This is a genomic window from Geodermatophilus sp. CPCC 205506 (assembly GCF_051383635.1).
Lineage (GTDB): Bacteria > Actinomycetota > Actinomycetes > Mycobacteriales > Geodermatophilaceae > Geodermatophilus.
On the sequence record NZ_JALPKP010000001.1, the window covers coordinates 232,906 to 250,431 of the forward strand.

General features: G+C 75.1%; 18 protein-coding genes and 1 tRNA gene. 16 read left to right on the forward strand and 3 right to left on the reverse strand.

All coding sequences use genetic code 11. From position 1 onward, the window contains the following. The first annotated feature begins 188 nt into the window (after positions 1-188). Together topA and MY520_RS01135 are read left to right on the forward strand one after the other, a co-directional pair. Positions 189-3,089: a type I DNA topoisomerase gene (topA, locus tag MY520_RS01130; RefSeq protein WP_436689232.1), complete on the forward strand. Its 2,901-nt coding sequence runs from the start codon at positions 189-191 to the stop codon at positions 3,087-3,089. 7 nt (positions 3,090-3,096) lie between these two features. Further along, positions 3,097-3,861: a class I SAM-dependent methyltransferase gene (locus tag MY520_RS01135; protein ID WP_436689234.1), complete on the forward strand. Its 765-nt coding sequence runs from the start codon at positions 3,097-3,099 to the stop codon at positions 3,859-3,861. Here the strand turns inward: MY520_RS01135 and MY520_RS01140 are convergent. Then, a complete protein-coding gene (locus MY520_RS01140) occupies positions 3,840-4,166 on the reverse strand; it encodes a winged helix-turn-helix domain-containing protein (RefSeq protein ID WP_436689236.1) in 327 nt (108 codons plus the stop codon). The genes MY520_RS01135 and MY520_RS01140 overlap by 22 nt on opposite strands. Further along, positions 4,163-4,591, reverse strand: a complete 429-nt coding sequence (locus MY520_RS01145) for a hypothetical protein (RefSeq protein WP_436689238.1) — start codon at positions 4,589-4,591, stop codon at positions 4,163-4,165. The genes MY520_RS01140 and MY520_RS01145 overlap by 4 nt, the downstream gene beginning before the upstream one ends. Before the next feature lie 164 nt (positions 4,592-4,755). Here MY520_RS01145 and tmk point away from each other — a divergent pair, with 164 nt between their 5' ends. From tmk to MY520_RS01165, 4 genes are all read left to right on the forward strand, one after another. Next, positions 4,756-5,439, forward strand: a complete 684-nt coding sequence (tmk, locus tag MY520_RS01150) for a dTMP kinase (RefSeq protein WP_436689240.1) — start codon at positions 4,756-4,758, stop codon at positions 5,437-5,439. Next, positions 5,436-6,614 carry a DNA polymerase III subunit delta' gene (locus tag MY520_RS01155; protein ID WP_436689242.1) on the forward strand — a complete coding sequence of 393 codons (1,179 nt, stop codon included), beginning with the start codon at positions 5,436-5,438 and terminating at the stop codon, positions 6,612-6,614. Before tmk ends, MY520_RS01155 begins: the two co-directional genes overlap by 4 nt. A 91-nt stretch (positions 6,615-6,705) precedes the next feature. Further along, a tRNA-Thr gene (locus MY520_RS01160) sits at positions 6,706-6,778 on the forward strand. Positions 6,779-6,889: 111 nt separating this feature from the next. Next, a complete protein-coding gene (locus MY520_RS01165) occupies positions 6,890-7,636 on the forward strand; it encodes an SAM-dependent methyltransferase (protein WP_436689244.1) in 747 nt (248 codons plus the stop codon). 97 nt (positions 7,637-7,733) lie between these two features. Here MY520_RS01165 and MY520_RS01170 read toward each other — a convergent pair whose 3' ends face one another. Next, complete coding sequence (locus MY520_RS01170) at positions 7,734-8,225, reverse strand: inorganic diphosphatase (protein WP_436689246.1); 492 nt, start codon at positions 8,223-8,225, stop codon at positions 7,734-7,736. 55 nt (positions 8,226-8,280) lie between these two features. Here MY520_RS01170 and dacB point away from each other — a divergent pair, with 55 nt between their 5' ends. The 10 genes from dacB to MY520_RS01220 all read left to right on the forward strand — a co-directional run bounded on the left by dacB (position 8,281) and on the right by MY520_RS01220 (position 17,498). Then, on the forward strand, positions 8,281-9,708 hold the full coding sequence (gene dacB, locus MY520_RS01175) for a D-alanyl-D-alanine carboxypeptidase/D-alanyl-D-alanine endopeptidase (RefSeq protein ID WP_436689247.1): 1,428 nt from the start codon (positions 8,281-8,283) through the stop codon (positions 9,706-9,708). Between the two features lie 41 nt (positions 9,709-9,749). Next, positions 9,750-10,835, forward strand: coding sequence for a zinc-dependent metalloprotease (locus tag MY520_RS01180; RefSeq protein WP_436689249.1), 1,086 nt, complete (start codon positions 9,750-9,752; stop codon positions 10,833-10,835). 10 nt (positions 10,836-10,845) lie between these two features. Next, positions 10,846-11,868, forward strand: coding sequence for a tRNA lysidine(34) synthetase TilS (gene tilS, locus MY520_RS01185; protein ID WP_436689251.1), 1,023 nt, complete (start codon positions 10,846-10,848; stop codon positions 11,866-11,868). Beyond that, positions 11,865-12,449, forward strand: coding sequence for a hypoxanthine phosphoribosyltransferase (gene hpt / locus MY520_RS01190; RefSeq protein ID WP_436689253.1), 585 nt, complete (start codon positions 11,865-11,867; stop codon positions 12,447-12,449). Before tilS ends, hpt begins: the two co-directional genes overlap by 4 nt. Positions 12,450-12,665: 216 nt before the next feature. Further along, complete coding sequence (gene ftsH, locus MY520_RS01195) at positions 12,666-14,654, forward strand: ATP-dependent zinc metalloprotease FtsH (RefSeq protein ID WP_436689255.1); 1,989 nt, start codon at positions 12,666-12,668, stop codon at positions 14,652-14,654. After that, entirely contained in the window at positions 14,651-15,271 is a 621-nt protein-coding gene (gene folE / locus MY520_RS01200) for a GTP cyclohydrolase I FolE (RefSeq protein ID WP_436689257.1), read from the forward strand. The genes ftsH and folE overlap by 4 nt, the downstream gene beginning before the upstream one ends. Then, complete coding sequence (gene folP, locus MY520_RS01205; RefSeq protein ID WP_436689259.1) at positions 15,268-16,125, forward strand: dihydropteroate synthase; 858 nt, start codon at positions 15,268-15,270, stop codon at positions 16,123-16,125. The genes folE and folP overlap by 4 nt, the downstream gene beginning before the upstream one ends. After that, positions 16,118-16,492: a dihydroneopterin aldolase gene (folB, locus tag MY520_RS01210; protein ID WP_436689261.1), complete on the forward strand. Its 375-nt coding sequence runs from the start codon at positions 16,118-16,120 to the stop codon at positions 16,490-16,492. Before folP ends, folB begins: the two co-directional genes overlap by 8 nt. Further along, positions 16,489-16,995: a 2-amino-4-hydroxy-6-hydroxymethyldihydropteridine diphosphokinase gene (gene folK / locus MY520_RS01215; protein WP_436689263.1), complete on the forward strand. Its 507-nt coding sequence runs from the start codon at positions 16,489-16,491 to the stop codon at positions 16,993-16,995. Before folB ends, folK begins: the two co-directional genes overlap by 4 nt. Positions 16,996-17,000: 5 nt before the next feature. Continuing rightward, a complete protein-coding gene (locus MY520_RS01220) occupies positions 17,001-17,498 on the forward strand; it encodes a DUF3180 domain-containing protein (RefSeq protein ID WP_436689265.1) in 498 nt (165 codons plus the stop codon). The last annotated feature ends 28 nt before the right edge of the window (positions 17,499-17,526 follow it).

The following is a 17,526-nucleotide window of genomic DNA, read 5'->3' on the forward strand; positions in this document are numbered from 1 at the left end:
GGGCCCTGGGAACACGGGGCCTCGCCGGGCCATTGGAGCGGGTGACGGCACGCCCACGGTGGGTCGCCGAACGCCTCCTCGTCGGAGTCGTGGCCTACCGTGGCGTCGCCGAGGGCGTACGCGCCGCGACCGCGCCATCCGGCGCCGGCCTCCCGGCGCCCGCACCGAGCAGCACCGACAGGAGCACCGTGGCCCCCACGAAGACCGTGAAGAACGGCAGCCCGACCGCCGCCCGAACGGCCGGTGGCACGAGCACCCCTGCCCGCCGTCGCCCCGCCGCGACCGGGGGCGGGCGGCCACTGGTCATCGTGGAGTCCCCGACCAAGGCCGGGAAGATCGCCGGTTACCTGGGCAGCGGCTACGTCGTCGAGGCCAGCGTCGGGCACATCCGGGACCTCCCGCGCAACGCCGCCGACGTGCCGGCCGAGCACAAGGGCGCCTCCTGGGCCCGGCTCGGGGTGGACGTCGACAACGCGTTCGAGCCGCTCTACGTCGTCAGCCCCGACCGCAGGCAGCAGGTCAGCCGGCTCAAGCAGCTGGTGAAGGAGGCCAGCGAGGTCTACCTCGCCACCGATGAGGACCGCGAGGGCGAGGCCATCGCGTGGCACCTCGTGGACACCCTGAAGCCCCGGGTGCCGGTGCGCCGCATGGTCTTCCACGAGATCACGCCCGAGGCGATCGCCCGGGCGGTCGCCAACCCGCGCGAGCTCGACACCGCCCTGGTCGACGCGCAGGAGACCCGCCGCATCCTCGACCGGCTCTACGGCTACGAGGTCAGCCCCGTGCTGTGGAAGAAGGTCCTGCCCAAGCTGTCGGCCGGCCGCGTGCAGTCGGTCGCGACCCGCATCGTCGTGGAGCGCGAGCGCGAGCGGATGGCCTTCCGATCGGCCGACTACTGGTCGTTGGAGGGCACCTTCGCCGTCACCGAACAGCGCGGCGCGGACGAGGGTGAGCCCACGACCCTGCGCGCCCGGCTGGTCAGCGTCGACGACAGCCGGGTCGCCACCGGCCGCGACTTCGACCCCGCCACCGGCCGGGTCTCCGGCGACGTCGTCCACCTCGACGAGGCCGGGGCCCGCGGGCTGGCCGCTCGGCTCGAGGGCGGTCAGGTCACCGTCAGCCGGGTCGACGAGAAGCCCTACCGGCGTCGTCCGTACGCGCCGTTCACCACCTCGACGTTGCAGATGGAGGCCGGCCGGAAGCTCGGCTGGTCCTCGGCGCAGGTCATGCGGGTGGCCCAGCGGCTGTACGAGAACGGCCACATCACCTACATGCGGACCGACTCGACCAACCTCTCCGACGAGGCGATCAACGCCGCACGGACCCAAGCCCGCCAGCTCTACGGCGACGCGTTCGTGCCCGCGGAGGCCCGGCGCTACAAGAGCAAGGCCAAGGGCGCGCAGGAGGCGCACGAGGCCATCCGCCCCGCCGGGGACAGCTTCCGCACGCCCGGTCAGCTCGCCGGTCAGCTCGCTCGCGACGAGTTCCGGCTCTACGAGCTGATCTGGCAGCGCACGGTCGCCTCGCAGATGGCCGACGCCGTGGGTCAGACCGTGAGCATCCGGCTGGCCGGGCGCAGCAGCACCGACGAGGCCGTCGAGTTCACCGCCAGCGGGCGCACGATCACCTTCCCCGGCTTCCTGCGGGCCTACGTCGAGTCCCGCGACGAGGGTGCGGCCGGCGACGACGACCCCGGCACCGACGACGCGGAGCGCCGGCTGCCCCGGGTCGAGCGGGGCCAGCAGCTGGCCACCCAGGCGCTCGAGGCCAAGGGCCACTCGACGACGCCGCCGTCCCGGTACACCGAGCCGAGCCTGGTCGCCCGGCTCGAGGAGCTCGGCATCGGCCGGCCGTCGACCTACGCCTCCATCATGCAGACCATCCAGGACCGCGGGTACGTGTGGAAGAAGGGCAACGCGCTCGTCCCCACGTTCATCGCGTTCGCCGTGGTGAACCTCCTGGAGCAGCACTTCGCCCAGCTCGTCGACTACGACTTCACCGCCTCGCTGGAGGAGGAGCTGGACGAGATCGCCGGCGGCACCCTGCAGCGGGTCGACTGGCTCACCGAGTTCTACTTCGGTGGCGAGGGCCGGCACGCCGGCGGGATCGCCAAGTCCGGCGGCCTCAAGCAGGTCATCGGCCAGCGGCTGGAGGAGATCGACGCCCGCGGGGTCAACTCCATCCCGCTGCGCGCCACCGGTCCCGGCGGGGAGCCGGTCCTCGTGCGGGTCGGCCGCTACGGCCCCTACCTGCAGGTCGGGGGCGAGGACGGCCCCCGGGTCAGCCTGCCCGAGGACCTCGCCCCCGACGAGCTGGTCCAGGACAAGGTCGAGGAGCTGCTCGCCGCGCCGTCGAGCGACCGCGAGCTCGGCACCCACCCGGAGTCCGGGCTGCCGGTCGTGGTGAAGGCCGGCCGCTACGGCCCGTACGTCACCACGGTCGTGCCGGAGGGGAGCAAGGAGGCGCCGAGCACGGCGAGCCTGTTCTCGTCGATGTCGCCGGAGACGGTCACCCTCGACGACGCGGTCAAGCTGCTCACGCTGCCGCGCACGGTCGGCGCGGCGCCGGACGGCGAGGAGATCCAGGCGCTCAACGGCCGCTACGGGCCGTACCTGAAGAAGGGCACCGACTCCCGCTCCCTGGAGAGCGAGGACCGGCTCTTCACCGTCACCCTCGACGAGGCGCTGGCCATCTTCGCCCAGCCCAAGCAGCGGGGCCGCCGGGCCGCCGCGGCCCCGCTCAAGGAACTGGGCCCCGACCCGGTCAGTGAGGGCGCGATCACCGTGCGGGAGGGACGCTTCGGTCCCTACGTCACCGACGGCGAGACCAACGCGAGCCTGCGCAAGGGCGACGACGTCGAGAGCATCACGCTCGAGCGGGCGGCCGAGCTGCTCGCGGACCGGCGCGCCAACCCGACGACGAAGAAGGCCACCACGAAGAAGGCGGCGGCGAAGAAGACGACCACCGCCGCAAAGGCGACGGGGGCGAAGAAGACCGCCGCCAAGAAGACGACGGCCACCAAGGCCACCGCCGCGAAGAAGACCGCCAAGAAGACGGCCGCCGGCACCGACGCGGTCCCCGCCGGCTGAGGTCCCCGTGCCGACCGGCGACCTCGACCCGGGGACCTGGCAGGAGCGGCGACGCTCGTTCGGCTCGGTCGCGGCGGGCTACGCGGCACTGCGGCCGGGCTACCCGGCCGACGCCGTCGGGTTCCTGCTCGGCGACCGGCCGCTGCGGGTCCTCGACCTCGGTGCCGGCACCGGCCTGCTGACCGGCGTCGTACTGGCGGCGGGCCACGAGGTCGTGGCGGTGGACCCGGCCGAGGAGATGCTGGCCGAGCTGCAGGCGCGGCACGCGGACGTCGAGGCGCTGGCCGGCGGCGCTGAGGAGATCCCCCTGCCCGACGGGAGCGTCGACGCGGTGGTGGCGGGTCAGGCCGCGCACTGGTTCCAGCCGCAGCCGGCCGCGGCGGAGATGCGCCGCGTGCTGCGGCCGGGCGGCGTCGTCGGGCTGGTCTGGAACACCCGCGACGAGCAGGTGCCCTGGGTGGGGGCGCTCGGGGCGGTCCTGGTGGCCGAGTCCCGCGACCACGAGGCGGACCAGGCGGTCGTCCACGACCTGGCCGCGTCCCTGGACGCTCGCGTGGAGCGGTTCCGGTCCGCCGTCGTCCAGCGGCTCACCTCGGAGCAGGTGGTGGCCGGCATCGCCACCCGCAGCTACGTGGCCACGATGGACGACGCCCACCGGACGGAGTTCCTGGACCGGGTGCGCGAGGTGCTGGCCACCCACCCCGACACCCGCGGCCGGGACCTGGTCGACCTGCCCTACCGCACGGACGCCTACCGCCTCACTCCCGGCTGACCGTCGGCGATCGCGCGCAGGGCCGCCACGTGCGCCGCGAACGCCTCGCGGCCCCTGCGGCTGAGCCGCAGCCAGGTGCGCGGCCGCTTGCCCACGTAGCCCTTGCGCACCTCGACGTAGCCGGCTCTCTCCAGCGCGCTGACGGTCTTGGACAGCAGCGAGTCGCTCACCTGGACGCCGTCCCGCACGAAGCCGAACTCCGCCTCCTCGGCCGAGGCCAGCGTGGCCATCACCGAGAAGCGCACCGGCGCGTGGATCACCTCGTCCAGCGCGTGCCGCGGGTGGCCGCCCGGCGCGTCGCTCACCGGGGCAGTTCCCGCCACGCCCCGACGAGGCAGGGCAGCACGACCAGCAGCGCGGCCGGCGCCCGGAAGGCCCAGCTGCGCGCGAGGTCCGTCGTCGTCCCGACCGTGAGCCCCACCGCGAACACCGCCGACCAGGCGCCCATGGTGAGCCCGAAGCGGCGGCCGAAACCGTGCCGGGTGGAGCGCAGCCCGGAGACCAGCGCGACGGCGGCACCCAGCACGGCGAGCGCGAAGACCGCGGCGGCGGCCAGCACGCCGCGGTCGCCGTCGGCCACCGGCGGGGCGAGGAAGAAGCCGGCGCTGGCGCAGCCGAGGGTGGCGAGGAAACCGGACGACGCGGGGCTGGCCTCCCGGCGGACGCGGGCGTCGGCGGCCGCGGCCTCGGCGAGCAGAGCGGCGGCGGTCTGGGGCGTGGGGACGGTCATCGGCTTCCCTCTCCGGAGCGGCGGTGGCGGGAAACTGGCAAGTACTTTCCCAATCGTCAAGTAGTTGCCACGTCGAGCCCGCGGGCGCCCGGGATCGTCCGTCGAGCCCGGTACCGTGGCGCCCGCACCGCCACCCACCGAACGCCTGGGAGCCTCCGATCCCCGTGTCCGACGACGGCCCGCTCGACCTGCCCGTCCCGACCGGGGGAGCGGCCGTCCGGCCCGGCCTGTTCATCGCCTTCGAGGGTGGCGAGGGTGCCGGCAAGTCCACCCAGGTGCGGCGGCTCTGCCAGTGGCTCACCGCGGAGGGGCGGGCCGCGCGGGCCACCTTCGAGCCGGGCGGGACGCCCGCGGGGGCCGCCGTCCGGTCGATCGTCCTCGACCGGGCGCACACCGGCCTGGCGGCCCGCGCCGAGGCACTGCTCTACGCCGCCGACCGTGCCCAGCACGCCGCCGCCGTCCTCCGCCCGGCGCTCGCCGCCGGCGAGGTCGTCGTCACCGACCGGTACATCGACAGCTCCCTGGCCTACCAGGGCGCCGGCCGCACCATCCCGCTCGACGACGTCGCGGCGATCTCGCGGTGGGCCACCGAGGGGCTGCGGCCCGACCTCACCGTCCTGCTGGACCTCCCGCCGGAGACCGGTCTGGCCCGCGCCCGCGGCCGGGCGGTCGCCGACCGGCTGGAGTCCGAGTCGCTGGAGTTCCACCAGCGGGTGCGCGCGACGTTCCGCACCCTCGCCGGCGGCGATCCCGAGCACTACCTGGTGCTCGACGCGACCCGCGGCGTCGAGGAGCTCGCCGCCGACGTCCGCGCCCGGGTGAGCGCGCTGCTGGAGAGGGACTTGTGAGCGGGGACGGCGTCTGGGCGCAGGTGATCGGCCAGCCGGCGGTCGTCGCCGAGCTGCGCGCCGCGGTGGCCGAGCCCGCCGCGATGACCCACGCCTGGCTGTTCACCGGCCCGCCGGGCTCGGGCCGCTCGGTGGCCGCACGGGCGTTCGCCGCCGCCCTGCAGTGCCCCGACGGCGGCGACGGCACCTGCCACGCCTGCCGCACGGTGCTCGCCGGCACCCACGCCGACGTGCAGACGGTCGTGCCCGAGGGGCTGTCCCTCGGCGTGGCCGACGTGCGCGAGATGGTCCGCATGGCGGGGCGGGCGCCGTCCCAGGGGCGGTGGCAGGTGGTGCTGGTCGAGGACGCCGACCGGATGACCGAGCAGGCGTCCAACACCGTGCTCAAGATGCTGGAGGAGCCGCCGGCCCGCACCGTCTTCCTGCTGTGCGCCCCCAGCCTGCACCCCGACGACGTGCCGGTGACCGTCCGTTCGCGCTGCCGCGTGGTGAACCTGCGGACGCCGCCGGTGGACGCCGTCGCCGACGTCCTGGTCCAGCGCGACGGGATCGACCCGGCCCTGGCCGCCTGGTCGGCCGCGGCGGCGGGCGGGCACGTCGGCCGGGCCCGGCACCTCGCCCGCGACGAGGACGCCCGGCTGGCGCGCAAGGCGGTGCTCGACGTCCCGCTCGCGCTGGTCTCGCTGGCCGCCTGCCTCAACGCCGCCGACGACCTCGTGGGTGCGGCCAAGGAGGAGTCCGACCGGACCAGCGCCGAGCTCGACGGCGTGGAGACCGAGGCGGTCAAGCAGAGCCTCGGCGTCGGGGCCCGCGGGCCCGGGGTGGCCGCGGCCAGCCGCGGCGCCGGCCAGCTCAAGGAACTGGAGAAGCGGCAGAAGTCCCGGGCCACGCGGCTGGGCCGGGACTCCCTCGACCGCGCCCTGGTCGACCTCGCCGCGCTGTACCGTGACGCGCTCGTGCTGGCCGCGTACCGGGAGGCGGGCGTCGGCGAGCAGCCCACGCTGGCGCACCCCGACCGGCGGGCCGACGCCGAGGAGCTGGGGCGGCGGATCGGGGCCGAGGGGGCGCTGCGGCGCATCGACGCCGTCCTGGCCTGCCGGGTGGCGCTGGAGCAGAACGTGAAGCCGCAGATCGCCGTCGAGGCGCTGACCGTGGCCCTGCGGCTCCCGGGCTGATCGAGGACACCGTCCAGGCTCGGGTCGGTGCCCTGGACGGGGCCGGGACGGCCGGCCGACGGCGGTGTCGTAGGCTGTGTGCCGCACGTCCGCCGCCTTAGCTCAGTCGGTAGAGCATCTCACTCGTAATGAGAAGGTCGTCGGTTCGATTCCGACAGGCGGCTCACACCGACACCGGGCCCGTCCACCAGGACGGGCCCGCCGTCGTCCCGGGCGCGATCCGCTGCGGCGCAGTGCACGTGACGCCGACGCCCGCGGCACAGCAGGATGCCGCGGTGGACCGAGCCCTGGCCAGCGCGATCGCGCACCGCTGGCACCCCGTCGCTGCCCCGATCGCCGATGACGCCGTCCGCCTGCTGCTCGAGCGGCTCGCACCGCCCGACGGCGCCCGCGTGCTCGACCTCGGCTGCGGCTTCGGGGAGTGGCTGCTGCGGCTGCTCGAGGCGCACCCCGGGGTGCGCGGGGTCGGCGTCGACCTGTCGGCACCGGCGCTGGCCGAGGCCCGGGAGCGGGCTGCCGCCCGCGGGCTCGCCGACCGGGTGGAGTTCGCCGAGGCCGACGCCGCCACCTGGACCGGCGGCGCGTTCGACGTCGTCCTCTGCGTCGGGGCCGCCCACGTGTTCGGCGGCCTGCCCGGCGCGCTGACCGCGCTGCGCGACCACCTGCGCCCCGGCGGCCGGGTGCTGCTCGGCGACGGCTTCTGGGAGGCCGGCCCCACGCCGGAGGCGCTGGCCGGCATCGGCGCCGAGCCCGGCGAGCTGCCCGACCTCGCCGGGCTGTCCGCGGAGATCGCCCGCCAGGGGTACGAGCCCGGCTACGGGCACCTGAGCACGACGGCCGAGTGGGACGAGTACGAGTGGTGCTGGACCGGTGCGCTGACCGGCTGGGCCCTGGACGAGGCCGCCGGCGCCGACCGGGAGGCCGCCCTGGAGATGGCCCGCACGCACCGCCGGGAGTGGCTGGCCGGGTACCGCGGCCAGCTGGGCTTCGCCACCGTCGTCCTGCACGACCTCCGGCGCTGAGGACACCGAAGGCGGTGCACCCGGGACGAGGCCTCATCCGGCCCCGTCCCGGGTCCCGCCCCGAGCCTGCGAAGGGTGGGTGGGACGGGGTCCTCTCTCAGTGGTGTGGTTCGTCCTTGGCGCGCTCCAGGGAGGCCAGGATCTCGGCCTCGGCCTCGTCGCGGCCGACCCACTCGGCCCCCTCGACGGACTTGCCCGGCTCGAGGTCCTTGTAGGTCTCGAAGAAGTGCTGGATCTCCAGCCGGTCGAACTCCGAGACGTCGCTGATGTCCACGAGGTGCGCCATCCGCGGGTCCGTCGCCGGAACGGTGAGGACCTTGTCGTCCCCGCCCTTCTCGTCGGTCATCCGGAACATGCCGATGGCGCGGCAGGTGATGAGGCACCCGGGGAAGGTGGGCTCATCCAGGAGGACTAGGGCGTCGAGCGGGTCGCCGTCCTGTCCCAGGGTGTTCTCGATGTAGCCGTAGTCGGCCGGATAGCGGGTGGAGGTGAAGAGCATCCGGTCCAAGCGGATGCGTCCGGTGGCATGGTCCAGCTCGTACTTGTTCCGCTGGCCCTTCGGGATCTCTACCGTCACGTCGAACTGCACGGGTCGTAGTGTGGCTCACCGGACCCCGGCCGACCGCCGGAGGTCGTTCCGGGGGGTGGGCACCATCGCGTCGCACGGGTCGACGACCGTCACGCCGAAGTACTCGCGGCTCCGTCGGCGCCTCGTCCTGAGCGCCCTCGCGGTGCTGCTCGTCGTCGCCGCCGGGGCCTGGTTCCTCGTCGGCCCCGGCGGCTCCGGGGACGACGGAGACGCCACCGAGCAGGCCGTCGCCGCCGCCGAGCTGCCGGAGGTGGACGTCGCCCCGCCCGTGCTCGTCGGCCTGACGTCGCAGGCCCCCGCCCCCGACGCCGACGCCCTCGCCGCCGAGCTGGCGCCGCTGCTCTCCTCACCCGCCCTCGGCACCGGCGTCTCCGCCGGCGTCGTCGACGTCGCCGGCGGCGAGGTGCTGCTCGCGCAGGACGCCGCGACGCCGGCGGTCCCCGCCTCCACCGCGAAACTGCTCACCTCCGTCGCGGCGCTGACCACCCTCGGGCCGGAGGCCACCCTCGAGACGACGGTCGTCGAGGGCACCACGCCCGGCGAGGTGGTCCTCGTCGGCGGTGGCGACCCCACCCTCTCGCGGACCGTGCCGTCGCTGACCTACCCGGGCGCGCCCACCCTCGCCGACCTCGCGGCCCAGGTGGAGTCGGCGCTGCCGGCCGGCACCCCGGTCACCCGGGTCGTCGTCGACAACTCGCTGTTCGAGGGCCCGCTCACCGCTTCCGGGTGGGGCGCCGGCGACGCGCCCTCCAGCTACGCCGCGCCGATCACCGCCACCGCCGTCGACGGCGCCCGCGTGCGCTCGGGTGACCCCGCGCGCAGCGGCCAGCCGGGCACCGACGCCGGCGCCGCGCTGGCCACCGCCCTCGGCGTCCCCGGGGTCCCGGTGGCCCTCGCGACAGCCCCGGAGGGGGCCCAGGTGCTCGGCACCGTGTCGTCGGCGCCGGTCGCCCGGCTGGTGGAGCAGACGCTGTCGCAGTCGGACAACGTCCTGGCCGAGGCGCTGGCCCGGCACGTCGCGATCGCCCGCGACCAGCCCGCCACCTTCGAGGGCGCGGCGCAGGCGGTCACCGACGCGCTGGCCGACGCCGGCCTCGACGTCACCGGGGTGCAGCTGTCCGACGGCAGCGGCCTGTCGATGGAGGACCGCCTCCCCGTCGCGCTGCTCGCCGACCTGCTGACCGGTGCCGCCGACGGCTCGCTGCCCGAGGCGTCCGCGGTCCTGTCCGGGCTGGCGGTCGCCGGCTACGACGGCACCCTGGCCGAGCGCGGTGACGACGACCCGGCCACCGCGCCGGGCGTCGTCCGGGCGAAGACCGGCACCCTGCTCGGCGTGCACGGCCTGGCCGGCACCGTGGTCACCCTCGACGGCCGGCTCCTGGTCTTCGCGGTGCTCGCCGACGGCGCCCCGGCCAACGGCGCGGCCGCCGAGGCGGCGCTGGACGACGTCGCCGCTGCGCTGGCCGGGTGCGGCTGCCGCTGAACCCACGGCGCGGGTAGGCCGCTTCCGCGTACGGTGAGGCGATGAGCAGCGCCTCCTCGATGGTCGACTGGGACCTCGCCGGACGCACGGCCCGCCGTCTGGTCGGCCCCGGCCCGGAGACGACGCGGGAGGATGCCGCCGCCGTCGTCCGCGAACTGCACGAGGCGGCCGCCGCCGCCGTCTCCCACGTCGAGGGGCTGACCGGCCTGCGCGCGGTCCCCGGCGGCCCGGCACCGGAGGTCGCCGTCGTCGACCGGCCCGGTTGGGTGGACGCCAACACCGCCGGCATGGCGGCCCTCCTGGACCCGCTGGTCGAGGCGCTGGCCGCCAAGCAGGACTCCCGGCCCGGCCCGCTGGCCACCGCGATCGGCTCGCGTGCCACCGGCGTGCAGGCCGGCGGCATCCTGGCCTTCCTCTCCTCCCGGGTGCTGGGCCAGTACGAGGTCTTCGGCACCGGCGGCCGGCTGCTGCTGGTCGCCCCGAACATCGTCGACGCCGAGCGCCGGCTGGGCGTCGACCCCACCGACTTCCGGCTGTGGGTCTGCCTGCACGAGGTCACCCACCAGTTGCAGTTCACCGCCGTGCCGTGGCTGCGCGACCACCTGGAGGGGCAGGTCGCCGAGTTCGTCGAGGCCACCGACCTGACCCCCGACGTGCTGCGCGACCGGCTGCGCGACGTGCTGCGCAGCGTCGGCGACGCCGTCCGCGGCACCGACGGCGGCGACGACAGCGGCCTGATGGCGCTCATCCAGGACCCCGCCCAGCGCGCCGTCCTCGACCGCGTCACCGCGGTGATGAGCCTGGTGGAGGGCCACGCGGAGTTCGTCATGGACGGCGTCGGGCCGGACGTCGTCCCGTCGGTGAAGACGCTGCGCAAGCGGTTCGCCCAGCGGCGCAAGGGCCGGGGCCCGCTCGACCGCGTGCTGCGCCGGCTGCTGGGCCTGGAGCAGAAGATGAAGCAGTACGCCGACGGCCGGCACTTCGTCGGCGGGGTCGTCGACCTCGTCGGCATGGAGGGCTTCAACCGGGTGTGGTCGGGACCGGAGACGCTGCCGCGCATCGAGGAGCTCACCGACCCCGTCCGGTGGGTCGAGCGGGTGCACGGGCGCCCGGCCATCCCCGCCTGACGCCGGGACCGTGCCCGGCCCGCACCGCGCCGTCGCCCGCGTCCGCAGCGCGGTGCGCCCCGACCTGACCGCGGGGTCCGGGCCGGTGCTGGTGGCGGTCAGCGGGGGAGCGGACTCCCTCGCCCTGGCCGCCGCGGTCGCCTTCGAGGCGCCGCGGGCCGGCGTCCCCGCCGGGGCGGTGACCGTCGACCACGGCCTGCAGCCCGGCTCGGCCGAGCGTGCCGCCGCCACCGCCGCGCTGCTGACCGGCCTCGGCCTCGACCCGGTCACCGTGCGCACCGTGCGGGTCGAGCGGACCGGCGGTCCCGAGGCGGCCGCCCGCACCGCCCGGTACGCGGCGCTCGGCGCGGCGGCCGCCGAGCACGGCGCCCGCGTCGCCCTGGGTCACACCCTCGACGACCAGGCCGAGTCGGTGCTGCTCGGTCTGGGGCGGGGGTCCGGTCCGCGCAGCGTGGCCGGCATGGTCGAGCTCCGGGTGGACGGGCCCGTGACCTGGTGGCGGCCGCTGCTCGGCGTCCGCCGGGAGACCACCCGCGCCGCCTGCGCCGCCCAGGCCCTGCCGGTGTGGGACGACCCGTGGAACGCCGACCCGGCTTACACCCGGGTGCGGCTGCGGTCGGAGGTGCTGCCGCTGATGGAGGAGGTGCTGGGCGGCGGGGTGGCGCCGGCCCTGGCCCGCACCGCCGCGATGCTCCGGGAGGACCTCGACGCCCTCGACGCCCTGGCCGCGGCCGAGCTGTCCCGGCTGGCCGGCGCCGACAGCCTCCCGGCGGACCCGCTGGCCGGGCTGCCCGCGGCGCTGCGGCGGCGGGTGCTCCGGGGCTGGCTGCGGCGGGAGGGCGTGGCCGACCTGCAGGCGGTGCACCTGGCCGCCGTCGACGCGCTCCTGACCCGCTGGCGGGGACAGGGCCGGGTGGACCTCCCCGGTGGCGCGGGCGTGGTCCGGGCGTCTGGCAGGCTGGGGTTCGTGCCCCCTGACGCGCGGGGCCCCCGACCCGGGGACGCACCAGCAACCCGCGAGGAGGACGCGTGAGTGAGCCCGCGAGCGCTGCCGGAGACTCCGACAACCACCACGGCTACGGCCCCGACATCGACCACGTGCTGATCGGCGAGGAGCAGATCGAGGCCAAGATCGCCGAGCTGGCCCGCCAGGTCGAGGCGGACTACGAGGGCCGCGAGGTGCTCCTGGTCGGCGTCCTCAAGGGCGCGGTGCTGTTCATGAGCGACTTCGCCCGGGCGCTGCGGCTTCCCACCCAGATGGAGTTCATGGCGGTCTCCTCGTACGGGTCGTCGACCAGCTCCTCCGGCGTCGTCCGCATCCTCAAGGACCTCGACCGCGACATCAGCGACCTGCACGTGCTCGTGCTCGAGGACATCATCGACTCGGGGCTGACGCTGTCCTGGCTGCTCAAGAACCTCGGCAGCCGGCGCCCGGCGTCCCTCGAGGTGTGCGCGCTGCTGCGCAAGCCCGACGCGGTGAAGGTCGACGTGCCGGTCCGCTACATCGGCTTCGACATCCCCAACGAGTTCGTCGTCGGTTACGGCCTGGACTACGCCGAGCGCTATCGCGACCTGCCCTACATCGCGACGCTGCGCCGGGAGGTCTATGCCTGACGCCGGCTGACCCGGGCGGGGGCGGTCCACCCGCCCGGGTGTTGTCAGGTGAGACCCGGTCGTTGCACAGCTGTCGTGCAGGCTGCCCGGTGTACCGTCGATCGCAACGACGCTGCCCGAGCGCCGGGGTGCCCGCCCGGGTCGCGCGGCGCGTCCCCCGGACGATCAGGAGGGTCGACGGGCCAGGCCGGAACTCCGGCCGCCCGGCATCGGTGTATGGAACGCAAGAAGATCTTCCGCTCCGTGTGGTTCTGGGTCGTCCTCGTCGTCCTCCTGGCGTTGGCGTTCTCCTCGCTGTTCCGTGGCAACGGTGGCTACCAGGAGGTCAGCACCGCGACGGCCCTGGAGCAGATCACCAGCGGCAACGTCGACCAGGTCACGATCAACGACAAGGAACAGACGCTCGACCTCGACCTGCGCAACCCGGTCGCGGGCAGCGACAAGGTCACCGCGTCCTACCCGCTCGGCGCCTCCGACGACGTCTTCGACCTCGTGTCGGGTCTCGACAGCGGTGACGGCGTCGACTTCGACACCAACGTCACGCAGGACAGCGTCCTGGTCAGCATCCTGATCAGCTTCCTGCCGTTCGTGATCCTGCTGCTGCTGCTGTTCTGGCTGTTCAACTCCATGCAGGGCGGCGGCCGCGGCGTCATGGCCTTCGGCAAGTCCAAGGCCAAGGTGGTCAGCAAGGACACCCCGAAGACGACGTTCGCCGACGTCGCCGGCGCCGACGAGGCGATCGAGGAACTGCACGAGATCAAGGACTTCCTGGCCAATCCGGTCAAGTTCCAGGCCGTCGGCGCCAAGATCCCCAAGGGCGTGCTGCTGTTCGGCCCGCCCGGCACCGGCAAGACCCTGCTGGCCCGCGCGGTCGCCGGCGAGGCCGGGGTGCCGTTCTTCTCGATCTCCGGCTCGGACTTCGTCGAGATGTTCGTCGGTGTCGGCGCCAGCCGGGTCCGCGACCTGTTCGAGCAGGCCAAGCAGAACGCCCCGGCGATCATCTTCGTCGACGAGATCGACGCCGTCGGGCGGCACCGCGGCGCCGGCATGGGCGGCGGGCACGACGAGCGCGAGCAGACCCTCAACCAGATGCTCGTCGAGATGGACGGCTTCGACGTCAAGGGCGGCGTCATCATGATCGCCGCCACCAACCGGCCGGACATCCTCGACCCCGCGCTGCTGCGCCCGGGCCGCTTCGACCGGCAGATCGCCGTCGACCGGCCCGACCTCCTCGGGCGCAAGGCGATCCTCGCCGTCCACGCCAAGGGCAAGCCGCTCGCGCCCGACGTCGACCTCGAGACCCTCGCCCGCCGGACGCCGGGCTTCACCGGCGCCGACCTCGCCAACGTGCTCAACGAGGGCGCGCTGCTCACCGCCCGCAACAACGGCACGATGATCACCGACGCCACCCTGGAGGAGGCGATCGACCGCGTCATCGCCGGTCCCGAGCGCAAGACCCGGGCGATGAGCGAGAAGGAGAAGAAGGTCACCGCCTACCACGAGGGCGGCCACGCGCTCGTGGCGCACGCGCTGCCCAACCTGGACCCGGTCCACAAGGTGACGATCCTGCCGCGCGGCCGCTCGCTCGGGCACACGCTGGTGCTGCCGACCGAGGACAAGTACACCCAGACCCGGTCGGAGATGATCGACACCCTCGCCTACGCCCTGGGCGGGCGGGCCGCCGAGGAGCTGGTCTTCCACGAGCCGACCACCGGTGCCGGCAACGACATCGAGAAGGCCACCACGCTGGCCCGGGCGATGGTCACCCAGTACGGCATGAGCGCCAAGCTCGGCGCGGTGAAGTACGGCAGCAACGACGCCGAGCCCTTCCTGGGCCGGGACATGCACACCAGGCCGGACTACTCCGACGCCGTCGCCGCCGACATCGACGCCGAGATCCGGGCGCTCATCGAGGCCGCGCACGACGAGGCGTGGGAGATCCTGGTCGAGTACCGCGCCGTGCTGGACCAGCTGGTGCTCGAGCTGATGGAGAAGGAGACCCTCTCCAAGGAGGACATGGCCCGCATCTGCGAGCCGGTCACCAAGCGGCCCTCCCTGGCGCCCTACAACGGCTTCGGCAAGCGGACGCCGTCCGACCAGCCGCCGGTGCTCACGCCCGCCGAGCGCGCGGCGCAGAACGGCAACGGCCTGCTCAAGGGCGGTTCCACCGCGGTGGGGGACGTCGGCGCGCCGGTGCAGCGGTGAGCGAGGTGCCGGCCGAGCCGGACGACGTGCTGCTGTCGGCCCGGCACGCCGGGGTCGACCAGGAGCGGGCCGCCGCAGCGGTCCGGGAGCTGCTCATCGCGGTGGGCGAGGACCCGGACCGCCCCGGCCTCCAGGACACCCCGCGCCGGGTGGCCCGCGCCTACGCCGAGACCTTCGCCGGCCTCTGGCAGGACCCGGCGGACATCCTCGCCACGACCTTCGACGAGGACCACGACGAGATGGTCCTGGTCAAGGACATCCCGATGTACTCCACCTGCGAGCACCACCTGGTGCCCTTCCACGGGGTCGCGCACATCGGCTACATCCCCGGCGACGACGGCAAGGTGACCGGGCTGTCGAAGCTGGCCCGGCTGGTAGAGGTCTACGCCCGCCGTCCGCAGGTGCAGGAGCGGATGACCAGTCAGATCGCCGACGCGCTGGCCGACGTCCTGAAGCCGCGCGGCGCGCTGGTGGTCATCGAGGCCGAGCACCTGTGCATGGCCATGCGGGGCATCCGCAAGCCGGGCTCGACGACCGTGACCTCCGCGGTGCGGGGCATCTTCCGGGACAACCCGGCGACGCGCAGCGAGGCGATGAGCCTCGTGCTGGGCCGGTGACCACCCGCCTGCCCACCCCCGGACGCTGCGTCGTGATGGGCGTCCTCAACGTCACGCCCGACTCCTTCTCCGACGGCGGCTGCTTCGCCGACGCGGCCTCGGCGGTGGCGCACGGCCTGGCGATGCGCGCCGCCGGTGCCGACTACGTGGACGTCGGCGGCGAGTCCACCCGGCCGGGCGCGGACCGCGTCGACGCCGACGAGGAGTGCCGCCGCGTGGTGCCGGTGGTCGCCGAGCTGGCCGCGGCGGGCGTCCGGGTCAGCGTCGACACCACCCGCGCCGAGGTCGCCGAGGCCGCGATCGCCGCCGGTGCGGTGCTGGTCAACGACGTCAGCGGCGGGCTGGCCGACGACGGCATGGCCAAGCTGGTCGCCGACGCCGGCGTGCCGTGGGTGCTGATGCACTGGCGCGGCCACAGCCGCGAGATGTACGCCGCCGCCCGCTACGGCGACGTGGTCACCGAGGTCCGCGCCGAGCTGACCGCCCGGGTGGAGGACGTCGTCGCCGCCGGGGTGGCCCCCGAGCAGCTCGTCCTGGACCCCGGCCTCGGGTTCGCCAAGCGCGCCGAGCACAACTGGGCGCTGCTGGCCGGGCTGGACCGGCTGGTCGACCTCGGCCTGCCGGTGCTCGTCGGCGCCTCCCGCAAGACCTTCCTCGGCCGGCTGCTGGCCGACGCCGACGGCGCGGTGCGCCCCGCCGAGCAGCGCGACGCCGCCACCCTGGCCACGACCGTGCTCGCCGCCGAGACCGGAGCCTGGGGCGTGCGGGTGCACGATGCGGCCGCCTCGGTCGACGCCGTCCGCACCGTCGCCGCCGTCCAGGCCGCGCGGCGGGAGAGGAACCGCCGTGCCTAGTTCCCGTCCCGACCGCATCGCCGTCCGCGGGCTCACCGCGCACGCCCACCACGGCGTCTACGCCGTCGAGCGGGAGAAGGGCCAGACCTTCCGCGTCGACGCGGTCCTGGAGCTGGACACCGCACCTGCTGCCGTCGGCGACGACCTGGCGAAGACGGTGAACTACGCCGAGCTGGCGAAGCGGCTGCACGCCGTCCTGACCGGCGAGCCGGTCGACCTGCTGGAGACCCTCGCCCAGCGGCTGGCCGACACCTGTCTGGCCGACCCGCTGGTCGACGCCGTCGAGATCACCGTGCACAAGCCCGAGGCCGACCTCGGGGTGCCCTTCGACGACGTCACCGTGGCCATCCGGCGGCAGCGCACATGACGCGTGCGGTCCTCTCGCTGGGCGCCAACCTGGGCGACCGCGCCGGCGCCCTCCGCGGGGCGATCACCGCGCTGGGGGACGACGGCGTGCTCGTGGCCCGCTCGACGCTCTACGAGACCCCGCCGTGGGGCCCGGTCGAGCAGAGGCCGTACCTCAACGCCGTCGTCATCGTGCGCGGCCCGGTCGACGCCGCGGGGTGGCTGGCCCGCGCGCACGAGCTGGAGCAGGCCGCCGGGCGGACCCGCGAGGTCCGGTGGGGGGCGCGCACGCTGGACGTCGACGTCGTCGCGGTCACGGGGGAGGACGGGCAGCCGGTGCTCTCCGACGACCCGGTCCTGACGCTGCCGCACCCGCGGGCCCACGAGCGGGCGTTCGTCCTCGTGCCGTGGCTGAGTCTCGACCCGACCGCGGCGCTGCCCGGACGGGGCCGGGTCGCCGACCTGGTCGCCGCGCTTCCGCCCGGGGACGTCGACGCCGTCGTCCGCTGGGAGCACCTGCAGTGAGACCGGTGAGCAGGCGCGACCTCGCCGTCCTGGCCGCCGGGGTGGCGGTGGCGGCCTGGCTGGTGGTGCGCGCGACCTACGGCTCCCTCCCCGCGCTGCGCTGGTGGCTGCCGGTGCCGCTGGGCGTGCTGGCCGTCGCCGAGCTGCTGGGTGCCCGCACGCTGCGCGCCCGGCTGGCCGCCCAGCGGGACCGCCGTCCGCCGGCCGAGCGCGGCACGGCCCCGGTGCGCCCGGTCGAGCCGATGCTGGTCGCCCGGCTGGCCGTGCTGGCCCAGGCCAGCGCCTACGTCGGGGCGGTCTTCGTGGGCATCTGGCTCGGTGTCCTGGCGTACGTCGCGCCGTCGGTCGGGCGGCTGCAGGCAGCCGGTGGCGACACGGTCACCGCCGTCGTCGGCGTCGGCTGCGCGGCCGCGCTGGTGGTGGCCGCCCTGTGGCTGGAGTCGGTCTGCCGGGTCCCGCCGGCCGGCCCGGACGACGAACCGCCCGCTGCCGCCCGCGGCTGAGCAGGGCCGACGTGGCCACGTCGGCCCT

Excerpts from the sequence above, each read along its gene's own strand:
- MY520_RS01145 (WP_436689238.1), bottom strand. The coding sequence starts at position 4,591 with ATGACCGTCCCCACGCCCCAGACCGCCGCCGCTCTGCTCGCCGAGGCC.
- MY520_RS01180 (WP_436689249.1), top strand. The coding sequence starts at position 9,750 with ATGAGCAGCGCCTCCTCGATGGTCGACTGGGACCTCGCCGGACGCACG.
- ftsH (WP_436689255.1), top strand. The coding sequence starts at position 12,666 with ATGGAACGCAAGAAGATCTTCCGCTCCGTGTGGTTCTGGGTCGTCCTC.
- folK (WP_436689263.1), top strand. The coding sequence starts at position 16,489 with ATGACGCGTGCGGTCCTCTCGCTGGGCGCCAACCTGGGCGACCGCGCC.